Annotated in this window: 13 protein-coding genes; 6 read left to right on the top strand and 7 right to left on the bottom strand. The window is 38.6% G+C overall.

Annotation, left to right across the window (positions count from 1 at the left end; translation table 11 throughout):
* Positions 1–56 precede the first annotated feature (56 nt).
* The 3 genes from CRS_RS07630 to CRS_RS07620 all read right to left on the bottom strand — a co-directional run bounded on the left by CRS_RS07630 (position 57) and on the right by CRS_RS07620 (position 4,179).
* Positions 57–1,283: a spondin domain-containing protein gene (locus CRS_RS07630; RefSeq protein ID WP_142723468.1), complete on the bottom strand. Its 1,227-nt coding sequence runs from the start codon at positions 1,281–1,283 to the stop codon at positions 57–59.
* A 130-nt stretch (positions 1,284–1,413) separates the two neighbouring features.
* Positions 1,414–1,890: a YdeI/OmpD-associated family protein gene (locus CRS_RS07625; protein ID WP_142723467.1), complete on the bottom strand. Its 477-nt coding sequence runs from the start codon at positions 1,888–1,890 to the stop codon at positions 1,414–1,416.
* Positions 1,891–1,971: 81 nt separating this feature from the next.
* A complete protein-coding gene (locus CRS_RS07620) occupies positions 1,972–4,179 on the bottom strand; it encodes a S46 family peptidase (RefSeq protein ID WP_142723466.1) in 2,208 nt (735 codons plus the stop codon).
* An 86-nt stretch (positions 4,180–4,265) separates the two neighbouring features.
* On the opposite strand from CRS_RS07620, the gene CRS_RS07615 reads away from it, so the two are divergent.
* Entirely contained in the window at positions 4,266–4,700 is a 435-nt protein-coding gene (locus tag CRS_RS07615; RefSeq protein WP_228451203.1) for an META domain-containing protein, read from the top strand.
* Positions 4,701–4,804: 104 nt separating this feature from the next.
* Here CRS_RS07615 and CRS_RS07610 read toward each other — a convergent pair whose 3' ends face one another.
* The 4 genes from CRS_RS07610 to CRS_RS07595 form a co-directional block, all read right to left on the bottom strand.
* Positions 4,805–5,221 (bottom strand): hypothetical protein, encoded by a 417-nt coding sequence (locus tag CRS_RS07610; protein ID WP_142723465.1) that lies wholly within the window; start codon positions 5,219–5,221, stop codon positions 4,805–4,807.
* A 6-nt stretch (positions 5,222–5,227) separates the two neighbouring features.
* Positions 5,228–7,750 (bottom strand): collagen-like protein, encoded by a 2,523-nt coding sequence (locus CRS_RS07605; protein ID WP_142723464.1) that lies wholly within the window; start codon positions 7,748–7,750, stop codon positions 5,228–5,230.
* A gap of 6 nt (positions 7,751–7,756) precedes the next feature.
* Positions 7,757–8,230, bottom strand: a complete 474-nt coding sequence (locus tag CRS_RS07600) for a T9SS type A sorting domain-containing protein (RefSeq protein ID WP_142723463.1) — start codon at positions 8,228–8,230, stop codon at positions 7,757–7,759.
* 148 nt (positions 8,231–8,378) lie between these two features.
* Positions 8,379–9,086, bottom strand: a complete 708-nt coding sequence (locus CRS_RS07595; protein WP_228451202.1) for a LytTR family DNA-binding domain-containing protein — start codon at positions 9,084–9,086, stop codon at positions 8,379–8,381.
* 193 nt (positions 9,087–9,279) lie between these two features.
* Between CRS_RS07595 and hflX the strand changes: the two genes are divergently transcribed.
* The 5 genes from hflX to CRS_RS07570 all read left to right on the top strand — a co-directional run bounded on the left by hflX (position 9,280) and on the right by CRS_RS07570 (position 13,983).
* Positions 9,280–10,503, top strand: coding sequence for a GTPase HflX (hflX, locus tag CRS_RS07590; RefSeq protein WP_142723462.1), 1,224 nt, complete (start codon positions 9,280–9,282; stop codon positions 10,501–10,503).
* Positions 10,503–11,138 (top strand): DUF4919 domain-containing protein, encoded by a 636-nt coding sequence (locus CRS_RS07585; protein WP_142723461.1) that lies wholly within the window; start codon positions 10,503–10,505, stop codon positions 11,136–11,138. Before hflX ends, CRS_RS07585 begins: the two co-directional genes overlap by 1 nt.
* Before the next feature lie 21 nt (positions 11,139–11,159).
* On the top strand, positions 11,160–12,446 hold the full coding sequence (locus CRS_RS07580) for a sodium:proton antiporter (RefSeq protein WP_142723460.1): 1,287 nt from the start codon (positions 11,160–11,162) through the stop codon (positions 12,444–12,446).
* A gap of 20 nt (positions 12,447–12,466) precedes the next feature.
* Positions 12,467–13,183, top strand: coding sequence for a DNA alkylation repair protein (locus tag CRS_RS07575; RefSeq protein ID WP_142723459.1), 717 nt, complete (start codon positions 12,467–12,469; stop codon positions 13,181–13,183).
* 131 nt (positions 13,184–13,314) lie between these two features.
* Positions 13,315–13,983 carry a hypothetical protein gene (locus tag CRS_RS07570; RefSeq protein ID WP_142723458.1) on the top strand — a complete coding sequence of 223 codons (669 nt, stop codon included), beginning with the start codon at positions 13,315–13,317 and terminating at the stop codon, positions 13,981–13,983.
* Positions 13,984–13,986 lie beyond the last annotated feature (3 nt).

The following is a 13,986-nucleotide window of genomic DNA, read 5'->3' as shown; positions in this document are numbered from 1 at the left end:
AATTCCAGGCACACCTGCCTGGAATTTTTAATTGTAAGATCTTTTAAATCTGAAAATTAATTCACGGTTACTTTAATCACGTTCTGAACAGCAGGAATGGGATATTGGCTTCCTACTTTTGAAATAACCTTATTTTCACTCTGCGGAGTACCGCCGAATAATGCCTGATGATTGCCGGCTCCCGGATATTGGTCTATGCCTGTTCCTGAGTCAAATAATGAAGTTTTTGTACTAATATCTCCTCTGCTATTGGCATCAATGCTCTGTTCATTGGCATAGAACCAGTCATTGGAAAATCCAAACATGGTTACATAAGCGATTTTATCTCCCGGCTCAGCATTAAAGTTTGTTGTTACCTTACTTCCCGGTGCTACAGGAGTGTTCCCGGCAATATATACCCCTCTTACAGCAGGGAGAGATTTCAGACTGTTTTGAAGCTTGGTTACATTTCCAAACTGTGCAATATCTTTCAGTCCCATTCCGCTGTCTGTTTGCCCTAATTCATAAACAGGATTTTTGTCACCACGGTAAACAACGACCAAAGCAGGAGAAAGGCCGGTCATAACTCCTGTGTTAGCATTCAGTTTCGTTATCATTTTACTGATATTCCCCATCTGAGCAATATCTGTGATTTCCGGGTTTGATAAAGCATTAGGAGTAAAAAACGGAGCGCTGTTCAGCAGCTGGGAGCCATTGTAATTGGATACAGCCCATACTCCTGGAGAAAAGGGAGTTTCATTGGCTGTTCCGCCAGATGTATTGGTAATGGTGAGTGTAAATTCTGAGGTTACATCATTATAAGCCAGATTGAGCTTCATAAGCTGTGAAGCATTGACGTTAGGAACCTGCATGATAGGTTTGCTTTCTGCTTGTCCGGTTATGTCATCTTTGGTTCCGTTATCCCATAATCGTACGCTTGAAGAAACATCTCCCGTAATGGCATTTCCATTGTTGTCAAACAGTTTGATACCAGGCTGTTGGGAAGCAAAAAACCAGTCTTTTGAAGCTCCATACATTGTGGCGAACATTAAGGCCTGTGTTTTTCCTGCACTGAATTTAACAGAAACAGATTGTCCTGGTAAAATAATGGGAGGCGTCCCTGTTCCCTGAAAACTTCCGCTTTCTACAAAATCTTTGGGAGTTACCACATTTTCAAAAGTGATAGTTCTCTGAAAAGACATATCCGTCATCATGTCATTATCCGAATCACTGCATGAAGAAAGAGTAAATGCAGCTAGAGTAGCTGCCGCTAAAACTGATGTTCTGAAAATAAGCTTGTTCATAAAAGTAAATTTTTATAGTTATAAATGATATCTGTAACTATAGTCGGTTACTTTTTGAGATCCTGACAAAAAATATTTTCTTTATTCAATTTTTTTAATGTACAGCTTTCAAGAGAGAAAGCAGAATGGATTATATCCCCTTTTTCCCATCCAGAATCATCAGAATCATTTTAGTCTTTCTGTTTTCTCTTGTTTCCGGCTTCTTGGCTTCTTCTATCCAGCGGATATATTCTTTTTTGTGGGTGTAACTCATCTTGTCAAATAAAGTCTTTGCTTCAGGGTTTTCATCAAAAACAGAGGCAATGTCATCGGCAATTTCAACCATTCTTTCTTCTTTGTCTTCTATAAGTGACACAGAGACCTCATCTCCGAAAGTTTTACCAAGCTGCTTTCTGACCTCCTGTGTAAGACCTAAAATATGACAATCCGATTTCATCTTGGTGAGGCTTCCACGGTATTCAACTTTCTCATCAAAAACTACTTTAATTTTTACCTGCCCTTTTTTGCTGAATAGCTCTTCTGTTGAAAAAGGAAATTCTACAAACGCAGCATTCATTTCTCCGTTTTGCTGAATCATTGCCTTGAATAATAGAGGTTGGGAATTCATGATCAATATATTTTTAATATTCAAAAATAAAAAAACCGTGAAAATTACTTTCACGGTTCTACAATAATATATCAGTTAATATTATTTTTTCTTTGTTTTCTTAGGCATTGTTGTTGTGCCGGAGTTTTTAGTCTTTGTATCAGCAGGAGTATTTTCATCTCTCACAAGCTTCAACTCATCTACTAATCTTCTTGCACCTGCAAACTTATCAATTGTCCAAAGAACAAAACGAACATCTACGTTGATTGTTTTTTGCCATTCAGGCTCGAATACAATATCACCACTTAATGCTTCGCTGTTTCCGTCAAATGCAATACCGATTAGATTTCCGTCACCATCAATTACCGGGGAGCCAGAATTACCACCTGTAATATCGTTGTTAGAAAGGAAGTTTACAGGCATATAACCTTTTGCATCAGCATATTGTCCGAAATCTTTAAGGTTGTAAAGGTCGATCACTCTTTGAGGAAGATCAAACTCTTCATCACCTTTCTTGTATTTTCCAACAAGACCGGTCATGTCTGTATAATAATTATCCGTAATTCCGAAATAATTTCTGTCATTTCTGATTGGTAATTTATCTACAGTACCGTAAGTTAATCTCATGGTAGAGTTGGCATCCGGGTAGAATTTTTTCTCAGGCATTGCCTTCATCAGACCTGCTAAGAAAAGACGATTGTTTTTTGCAAAAAAGTCATCTATTTTAACAAATCTTTCAGTGCTGATCTTTTGATCTGCCATAATGCCATTAGCTGCTTTCCAAAGTGGGTCAGCATCAAGCTTCAATGCATCTGGATTTAATAAAAAGTTGGTTGCAGAAGTTTTATTGGCAAAGATTGAAGAATAAGCTAAATTGGAAACTGTTTTAGCATCTAAACCTAAGATAGTAGAAGAAGCAACTTCTGGATTTTTCACTCTGGCCTGATAAAGGCTGGCCATAGCCGCAAGCATTTCTCCTTCTAAAGACGGATTGAAGTTTTCATACGCTGCTTTGATAGCCGCTTCAGTTTTAGCTTTCATTGCAAGCCTTCCCTGCATATCCTGAGCCGCATAAGCTTTAAGAACAGATCCTACCTGTAATGCAAGGGTAATATATTTTGCATTTCTTGAAAACTGTGAAGCATAGTTTCTTTCAACATTTCTGTCAGATACTTGTTTGTAATATGCACCTATATCTTCTAAAACACCATTATATTGTTCGTTTCCTGGCATTGAAGCCCATTTTTTGTAAGTTTCTTCAATCTTTTGCTTGTCAGAAATAGTCCCGTTTTTCTCTACTGCGTCAATTGTGCCCTGTCTGTTTTTCCAGTAGTTGGCTACTGAGGCATATTGAGACGCATAATTAAGTTGAGTCGCTTTATCTTTGTCCATGTATTTTTTCATAACATCCATGGCTGTTTTAGAAGCTTCAACCCATGCCGGGTAATCTTTAGTGACCATTTGCTGAATTCCGTAAGAAGTCAGGTAACGGTTTGTTCTTCCAGGATACCCTAAGATCATTGAGAAATCACCAGGTTTAATCCCTTTAAGGGAAACAGGAAGGAAATGCTTAGGTTTCAAAGGAACGTTAGCCGGAGAATATTCTGCAGGGTTTCCTGCAGCATCAGCATATACTCTGAAAACCGTGAAGTCTGCAGTATGTCTTGGCCATTCCCAGTTATCAGTATCTCCGCCGAATTTTCCTAAAGATGAAGGTGGGGCACCTACTAATCTGATGTCTTTGTAATCCTGATAAACGAAATAGTAGAATTCATTTCCATTGAAGAAATCTTTTACCACTACTGTATATTTTCCATTTTCAGAGTTTTCTGTCTGGATAGCTTTAGTTTCAGCATCAATCACAGCTTTTCTCTCTGCCCCAGTCATATTGTTGTTTAGTTTAGAATTGATTCTCTGCGTAGCATCATCCATTCTCACTAAAAATCTTACATAAAGATCCTTTGCATTGAATTCGTCTTTTTGCTTCATTGCCCAGAATCCGTTCTTCAAATAATCTTTTTCCGGTGTAGAAGCAGCAGCTACAGCACCGTAACCACAGTGGTGGTTGGTGAATATAAGTCCTTTATCAGAAACAATCTCACCTGTACAGAACCCACCGAAACTTACGATAGCATCCTTTAAGCTTGAATTGTTCACAGAATAAATTTCTTCAGGCGTAAGATGCAGGCCTTCTTTTTGCATATCAACACCGTTAAGTCTTTTGATGAGCATTAGCAGCCACATCCCCTCATCCGCCCTCATCTGAGCAAAGCCCAGTAAGAAAGTGAATAGTAGAAATAGTCTTTTCATTTTATAAAATAATTTTTGTGTCGCTAATTTACTAATTTTTACGAGATTCTGTCTTGGATTGGTATGAAAATGGGAGGATGCTCCGCATGAAAAAGATACTCTTACCACTTTTTGCAGTTTTATTTTTAGGTGTTGCTTTAAATTGCTCTTCAGTACCAGATAAAAATCCTTCTCTCCAAAGACAGTGGATGCTGGTTTCATTTGATGGATTTTCAAAAGATCAGCTAATTGCGAATAAAGCAGAAATGAATCTGACAGGGGCTATGATTGATGGTAAAATTAAGGGGAATTTCTATATGGGATGCAACCAAATGTCTTTTATAGCTAAGTTTAAAAAAGGAGGAAAAGTAAAGATTTCAAAAGGGATCAGTACAACGAAAGCCTGTCAGGATATGAATCTTGAAACCTCTTTTCAGAAGAAAATTGAAGCCATGATCAGATATTCTGTCGAGGGGCATTTTCTTACCCTGTCTGATGATCATGGCCATACAATGAGATTTGTAGCTGCTGACTGGGATTAATAGCCCAGGCATTAATATAAAAGTCCGCTCTTTGGCGGACTTCTTTGTTTGAAAAATCTAGTTTGGTTATCAGCTTTTTTTGCGGTTATTAGCTTTGAGAGTTATCAGTTTTTGGGAATCGTTTTTTTTATTTCTTCCAGAGTTGCTGTGTTAGGTAGCCCGGTAACTGTCATTTTTGTGTTCCTAGAATTTATGTTTTGATGTGCCTGTCTGTTGGGAATGGTTTTTTTAATGTCTTCAAGACTTGCCGTATTGGGAAGAAGATTTCCTGAATTGTCTGCCGCAGCATTAGGTTTGGAATCCTGTTTTTTAACTTCCAGACTATGATCAGAAACAAGACCAGAATTTACGGTTGTCTTTCCTTCTCTTTCCTTTGCTTCCTGCATTAGTTTTGCCTGTTGTTCCTGTGCCTGTTTTACAGCCAGTGTTTGATCTTCTTCTACAGGAGCAGCCTTTTTATTTTCCTGAGCATAGATAATAGTGCTTAAAAATAATAACGGGATAATATATGCTATTTTCATGACGGGTTATTTTATGTTAACTAATACTTGAATTTTTCCAGTCTCTTTTTGATCATAGTCCTGAAGTGCTTTTCCAATGACCTGTCCTATTTTTACCTTTTTGATATTGGCTTTCATAGCAACACCTGCCTTAGATGAAGTTACCAATAGATCTCCTCTTTTTATTTTTCCATTCTCAAGGCAGACTTTGGTAGGAATTACCCCAATGACTCCCATGGGAGCTTTATTGGAAATATCAGTATCAATATGCTCTTCTGTAAGGAGTACGCCGGGTTTTGTGGCATATACTCCTGCAACAAGATTAGAATAGGGAGCTGAAGATTTTTCAACAGTTCTGTCAGCTTTGGTTGAGATGACAAGAATATCACCGGGCTCATATTCAGAAATTTTTCCATTGACATCAAAAGCTTCCGCAACGTCAGCACCACTGTTTTGGGTACCGCCGTTAAAAAATCCTTGTCCGGCAGAGTTGATCCTCGCCACATTCACTGTGCCTGGGTTTCCAGACTTAAACACGGCGATAGATCCGTTGCTATGGGTTTCTACTGTAAGGGGCGGATTGGTATTACCCGTATTGTAGTTTACAAATCTTGCGGCACGTCCTTGTCCAAAATTAGGAACCCAGGCATAGATAGCGTTTCCGGTTCCATCAGCAGTGGTTTCTACACCATCTCCTGTGTTGGATGCATTAGCTGTGATCCCATTACCGTTTCCTTCTGCAATGGCAATCAGTGCAGGGCCATTCCCAGCCGGATTACTGGCGTAAAATAACCCGGCATATCCTCCTGTACCGGAAGATACTCCATAAATCCCTGCCGTACCGAAGTTGGCAAACTGTGAATTGACTTCTCCTCTCACTGCGGGGGAGGTTCCGGTAACTTTATCTACTTTAAAATTTCCTGCAATACCATTTCCCACGGTAGTTACGGTTATAACATCGCTGGTATTGGACTCATTGAAAATATTAAACCTTCCTGCACGTCCGGTGGAAAAAGAAGGGACCCATGCATAGAGCGCGTTTCCGGCTCCATCAATATTCGTTTCAACACCGTTTCCATCTTTACCGGCATTGGCGGTGATTGCATTTCCGTTACCGTCTGTAAGGGCAATTAATGAAGCTCCGTTTCCGGCAGGATTTGATGCATAAAATAAGCCTGCACGTCCCCCTGTACCGGAAGAAACCCCGAAAATAGCGGCCGCGCCGAAATTCCCGAAAATAGTATTGACTTCACCCCTTACAGCGGCTCCCACACTATTGGTATTATTGAGTAAAAAAGAAGCTGCATTGCCTTTGGTATTATCAGGAATGTTTCCATTTCCGTTAGATGTCACTTCAAAAGTATTAGCATCAGTATTTGTATTGTTGAAATTTTCAAATCTTCCAGCACGTCCGGTACTGTTGTTTATACCAACCTGTCCGTAAACACCGATACCGTTTCCTGATGTATTGGTGGCTACAAAACCTCTCACACCATATCCGCCTCCGTCATTTCGGCCTACCACGGCCCCAGCAATATCACTGGTCGTTCTGCCTACTACTGCTTCGCCGCCTCCGTTGTTATCGCCTACAACACCGGCAGAAGTCTGTGCGGAAGTTATTCCGTGCAGTCCAAATCCTGCTGCTGTGGAGCTTCTTACTCCGGCTCCGTTTCCTGAAGTGGTAACATTTACAACTGTACCATTCCCTACACTGGATGCACTGAGAGCAACATTGTTATTGGCGTTATTGAAGATTGAAATACTTGCAGGAATTCCGTTATTACTGGTAGCTGTAAGCCCCGTACCAGTATTGCTGTTGGCATAAACTCCGGTACCATTAGCACTGGCGTTACCATATACTCCTAATCCATTGGGGGTAACTCCATATACGCCCCATCCGCTTCCGGCCTGGCTTCCGTATACACCAATACCCAATCCGCCGGTACCATTATTGATCCCACGAACGGCTGAGGAGAATCCTCCAGGTGCAGTATTGGTGACAATACCTCTTACTGCCGCAATGTTTGAAGTTGTAGTACTGTTGTTGCCTTCCAAAGATGTTCCATCACCATCATTCGTTAATGAAAATAAGGTGGAAGCATTATTGACTGTATTTGTATAGGGGATTGCGAAACTTCCGCCGCCGCCACCTGCTGTTTTTGCATACATGGCATAAGGAACACTTAACAGCTGGCTTGTTCCCGCTATGGTATAGTTTGTTCCTCCTGCAGGATCCGTTTCTGTTTTTAAATAATAGCTTCCAGAAGACCAGTCGATAGTGGCAAAAGTTCCGGTGAGTATGGTCCCTGTTCCTATTTCAAGACTGACAAGTCCGTTGGCATTGGTATTCCCGGTGAGTCTTTCAGAGTAGACAGTGGCTCCGGCAGGAGATCCCTGCAATATACTTACCTTTACAGCAATTCCTTGATTGGCTAAAAGTTGTCCGGAACCATTTCTCATGACAGCCTGGTAGCTCATTTTTTCCGGAGCCTGAGAAAGTCCCATAAAGAAACCAATCAGGATCCAAAACAGTGATAATATTTTTTTCATGGCGTTTTATTTTTTTATGATTTTGAAAGTTTTAATATTTTCTCCATTTTGGGTAATCCTGATGATGTACATTGCGGAGGGAAGTGAGGAGAAATTAAGCTCAGATTTTGATTGTGAAATCTTATCTTTTTTTACCAGCCTGCCCTGGGAATCAAATAACTGATATTCTGATCCTTTAAAATTATTTGAGGTAAAGTCTAAGTATAAATAATCTCTGAAAGGATTGGGATATAGTAAGATGCCGGCCTGTTCAGATGAATTTTCAAGAGTGGCAAGTGTGGTGATTTCATAAGGCTGTTGAACGCCTTCCAGAATCTGCCCTGTTCCTTTTTCCAGATAGGTCATCTGGCCTACGCTGTAAGAAACAAAACCATTAGCTGCTGAAGCATCCAGTCCGGTTGCCAAAACTGCAGATTGTGCGTGCAGTATGGGGATGGAAAAGACAGACAGAATAATACAGTAAATAGATATTCTTTCCATGGATAACAGTTTTGGTGATTAATAGGTGTGTTTTTCTGAGGGGAAATTGGGAAGACTAAATTAGCACCTATTTCAACCCATTGACAGGAAAATAGACCAACGGCAGAAATAATCGACCAATGGCTATTTGTGAATTATTGTTAGATTTTTATGGATTGAAAAAAGAAAGATTTTCTTTGTAAGTCCTGCCAATAGGAAGTTTGATGTGATGGGCAAGCTCTATCTCATGGCAGCTTTTTCCACGGATAAGATGTCGAGGAACGGCATAGCTTCTGTGGATTCTGACAAAAGAATCAAAAAAGTTTTTTTGCAGAAGGTTTCCCAGAGAATGTAAAATACAGTGATTTTTTTCGAGAGTGATAATTCTGGTATAATCTTTCAGAGCTTCCAGGTACAGAATATCTTTCATTTTAATCTGAAAAATATGTCCTCCTTCTTTTATTTTCAGGCAGTTTTCACCTATCATGGCATCATAGCATTCGCATTTTTCTTTTGTTTCAAAAAAATCAAAAAGCTTTTCCATGGAATAATGAAATCGTTCTGCGGTAAGGGGCTTGGTAATGAAATCCAAAGTGTTGATCTCAAAAGCTCCGGCAGCCAGCTCAGGATGCGAGCTTACAAAAATACAGGCGGGTATCTTTTGGGCAAGCTTACGGAAATCAATGCCACTCATTCCCTGTAAATTGGTTTCGGTAATTAAAAGATCAGCAGGTAGGTCAAGATAAGGAACGGCTTTTTCTGCAGAGTCAAAAGAAGCAACAATCTCAATATTTTGATACTGTTTGATATAATGCTGAAGAACCAGCCTGTCCAGTTCATCATCATCAATAATCATACATCTGATACGGGTAATCATGATATTCCGGAGATTAGTTTTTGATTTAAATAATTAAAAATCAGAAATTTATTAGATAAAGTTATTGATTTTTTATACATCTTTCATCAGCAAACTTAAATTTATATTAAAATATGTTATTAAATAAAAATTGATTTTGTTTTTTTTCTGAAAAATATTAACTTGTAAAAATCATAAACATAGACAGAACTTAATGTTAGAAAAGAAAGAACATAACTATGAGAAAGCGGTCCTGGTGGGTGTTATTACTCAGAATCAGGACGAAGAAAAACTGACAGAGTATTTAGATGAACTTGAGTTTTTAGCTTTCACAGCAGGAGCAACCGTACAAAAGCGATTTACCCAAAAACTGACTCAGCCCGATTCCAAAACGTTTATAGGAAGCGGAAAAGCTATTGAGATAAAAGAATATGTAAAAGAAAATGAGATCGGAACCGTAATTTTCGATGATGAGCTCTCTCCTTCACAGCTTAAAAATCTGGAAAGAGAAATGGAAGTTAAAATCCTGGACCGTACCAACCTTATTCTTGATATTTTTGCCCAGAGAGCACAGACTTCTTATGCGAGAACCCAGGTGGAATTAGCCCAATATCAATATCTTTTACCACGATTGACAAGGATGTGGACTCACCTTGAGCGTCAGAAAGGAGGGATTGGGATGAGAGGTCCCGGTGAAACGGAAATTGAGACCGACCGTCGTATTATCCGTGACAGGATTACATTGCTGAAAGATAAACTGAAGACCATTGACAAGCAGATGGCGACTCAGCGTAACAACCGTGGAAAAGTGGTTCGTGCAGCTTTGGTAGGATATACCAACGTAGGAAAATCTACGCTGATGAATTCCATTTCAAAATCTGAGGTTTTTGCAGAAAATAAACTATTCGCAACGCTCGATACCACGGTAAGAAAGGTTGTGATTGGAAATCTGCCGTTTCTGCTGACAGATACGGTAGGATTCATCAGAAAATTACCGACCCAGCTGGTTGAATCCTTTAAATCTACTTTGGATGAGGTTCGTGAAGCTGATCTTCTGATTCATGTGGTAGATATTTCTCATGAAAGTTTTGAAGATCATATTGAATCTGTAAATCATATCCTGATGGAAATCAATGCACATCAAAAGCCAATGATTATGGTTTTCAATAAAATTGATGATTTCAGTTATGAGAAAAAAGATGAAGATGATCTGACGCCTTCAACCCGTAAAAATATTTCTCTGGAGGAATGGAAAAAGACATGGATGGCAAAATCAAAATATCCGACGGTGTTCATTTCTGCCTTGACGAAGGAAAACTTTCCGGAAATGAAGAAAATGATCTATGATGAGGTCATGAAAATTCATATTTCCAGATTTCCGTACAACGATTTCCTTTTCGAATATTTCGATAATGAGGAAGAAGAAAACAACAATTAATGAAATATCACTTTTTCCTTTTATTCATCCTGTTTTCGGTTTTTGGTTTCAGCCAGAAGTCAAAAATTGATTTAAAAGCAATTGAAAAAAGTCTCAAAAATTCTGACTCTCCCTACAATTATGAGAAGCTTATTTTTAAATATAAGGGGTATCCAAAATCTTTGGACAGCATAGAATCACAGTACCTGTATTATGGACGAAATTTCAGAAATGATAAAATAAGTACATCAGATGAACTTTTTAAAAATCTTGCTGATGCCTTCAAACAGAATAATTTTGCAGACTGTATCAAACAGGGAAAAGCTTTGTATGACAAAGATCCTACAAATCTGGATGTTCTTTTGATCCTGCTGAGAGCATATGATTCTGTAAAAGATGGAAACAACTTTATACATCATCTGAATCAGTTCCGTGCACTTACTGAAGGAATAAAAAGTTCGGGAGACGGAAAAGCCGAAAAAACAGCTTATACCGTCAATTCAGTAGGAGATGAATATATCCTTCTGAATATTCTGAATATCGGACAGGATTACATTAGGCATTCAAAACCTGCTAAGGATGGGATGTTTGATATTTGGGAAAAAGAAGGGAATCAGATTTATATCAAAATACTTTATCTGGAACTAACCAATTAATCTAAAAATAAAAAACACTTAGTGGAATTATATTATTCATTTTCAGCATTAATCGTATTAGCATCAATATTTGCATATCTTAACTACAGGTTTCTGAAACTTCCGAGTACCATTGGAATTATGGTGATTGCCATTGTTGTATCTATTTTTCTGGTAATGTTCGGAGAAACAGTGCTTCCCAGAACTTTCGGACACCTTCATAACCTGATGAACGGCATCGACTTTACAGAGGTTTTGATGGGAGCTATGCTTAATTTTCTTCTTTTTGCAGGAGGAATTCACATTAATATTAACGATCTGAAGGAGCAGTTCCGGCCGGTATTGATATTTTCTACGGTAGGGGTTGTTATTTCCACTTTTGTAGTAGGTTTTGGGATGTTTTATTTACTGCCGTATGTAGGGATTAATCTTCCTTTTATCTACTGTCTTGTTTTTGGAGCCCTTATTTCACCTACAGATCCCGTTGCGGTTCTGAGTGTTCTGAAGCAGGCCAATGTCTCCAAATCACTGGAGACAAAAGTTGCCGGAGAATCTCTTTTCAATGATGGTATGGCAGTAGTGGTTTTCACAGTTGTGCTGCAGCTTGCCATTGGAAAAGAAGTAGATCTGGGAGTTGAAAATATAGGTTTGCTCCTCATGAGAGAAGCGGGAGGAGGAATCCTGCTGGGAGGATTGCTGGGATGGGTGACTTCCAGATTGATGCGTGAAGTGGATGATTATATTATTTCCGTACTGGTAACCCTTTCTGTAGTGATGGGAGGCTATCTTATTGCAAGACAGATGCATATTTCAGGACCTTTGACGATGGTAGCTGCAGGGCTGTTTATGGGGAATTTTAATGTGAGATTTAAAATGAAATCCATTACTCAGGATTATCTGATTAAATTCTGGGAACTGATTGACGAAATTCTGAATGCCGTACTGTTCCTGTTCATCGGATTTGAGCTTTTGATGATTAAAGACCTGAAGCATTTTATGATTCCAGGCTTACTGGCCATTATTGTAGTACTTTTCGCCAGATTTATTTCCATCTGGGGACCTTCAAAATTTACTTCTCTGAGAAGAAGTTTCAGTCCGCAGACAGTAAAAGTCCTGGTTTGGGGAGGAATCCGTGGAGGAGTATCTATTGCATTGGCAATGTCTATTCCCAAAAGTGAATACAGCGAGATTATTTTAAGTATTACCTACTGTGTCGTGGTCTTCTCAATCATTGTTCAGGGGCTTACCATTGCTAAAGTGGCCAATCCCAATAAGATCGCCAAAGAGGAAGAAGAACAGGAGAATATTACTGCGGAAGATAGAGCTTAGGCATAATAGCATTCAGAAATATGAGTATTGTTAAAGAAATACAGGAAGCACTGACGATTCTCTCCATTCCTGAAAAAGCAGCATTCTTTCCGAGATTTTTTAAAACCGGAAAAGGAGAATATGGCGAAGGGGATTTGTTTTTGGGTGTAAAAGTTCCGGATCAGCGCTCAGTTGCAAAGGAATATTATCATCAAATAAGCCTGCAGGAACTCAGCATCTTACTTTCTTCAGAATATCATGAGCATAGATTAACGGCTCTTTTTATGCTGATTTCAAAATTTGAAAAAACAAAAGAAAAAGCTGTAAAAGAAGAAGTGATCCGTTTTTATCTTGCTCATCTTCCTTATGTTAACAACTGGGATCTGGTAGATTCAAGCTGTTATAAGATTTTAGGAAGATATGCTTTTGAAAATCACAAAGAAAATCTGCTTAGGGAGCTTTCAGAATCTGAAGAGATGTGGTATAAGAGAATTGCTGTTGTAGGGACGATGCATTATATAAAAAAGGGGTCATTTGATCTGACAAAAGAATTCGTAACCAGGAATATGAAGCACCCTCATGATCTGATGCACAAGGCAAACGGATGGTTATTGAGGGAAATGGGAAATAAGAATGAAAGCGAACTGATCAGTTATCTGAATATATATTATAAAGAAATGCCGAGAACCTGCCTTCGGTATGCGATCGAAAAGCTGGATGAAGGTCTTCGCCAGGATTATCTGAAAGGACGTATTTAAAAGCAATACAAATATTGTAGTATTATTTCCATATTGAAAAGTACCGGAAAACAGCTATTTATGCTCAAAAAATCAAAGATTATAAGGTTGTAAAGCCAGAATTGAGTAATTTTGTGCTTTTAAACCCAATCATGAAAAATTTTCTCAGATTATTTCTTTCATTGACTTCATTATTATTCCTGACCAGCTGTTTCGATATTCTTGATAAAGTAAATATAAAAGCTGACGGAACCGGAGAATATACTGTTATTCTTAATGCCAGTAAAAGCAAAACCAGACTGGCCTCCATTTCTAAAATGGAAACTGTCAACGGAAAGAAAGTCCCCAAAAAGGCTGAAATTGAAAATAAGATCAATGAAGCAGCCAAAATTTTTAAAGCAACTCCCGGAATCAGCAATGTGAAGACATCGATGGATTTTGATAATTATATCATCAAACTCAGCTGTAATTTCAAAAAAATTGAAAACATCAATGCCGGCCTGGAAAAATTAAAAGCTCAAAACATATTGGGAAAAATGATCCCTACACAGATCTACAGCCAGAATCTTGAAAAAAAGACATTGACAAGAAATAAAGTGAATACATTCAAGGCTGATTATGATAAGATGAATAAGACAGACAAGGAGGTTTTTAATGATGCAAAATACACCTCTATTATGCAATTCGAAAATATGGTGAAATCACAAAGCAACAACACCTATATGCTTTCACCCAATAAAAAAGCACTCAAACTGGAAGCTGATATTCTGGATCTGATTCTTCAGAAAAGACAAATCCAAAATACAATCCTTTTTCAATAAATT

The organism is Chryseobacterium sp. ON_d1, from assembly GCF_006829085.1.
In the GTDB taxonomy this organism is placed as follows: Bacteria; Bacteroidota; Bacteroidia; order Flavobacteriales; family Weeksellaceae; genus Chryseobacterium.
This window is presented reverse-complemented; position numbering and strand designations above follow the sequence as displayed.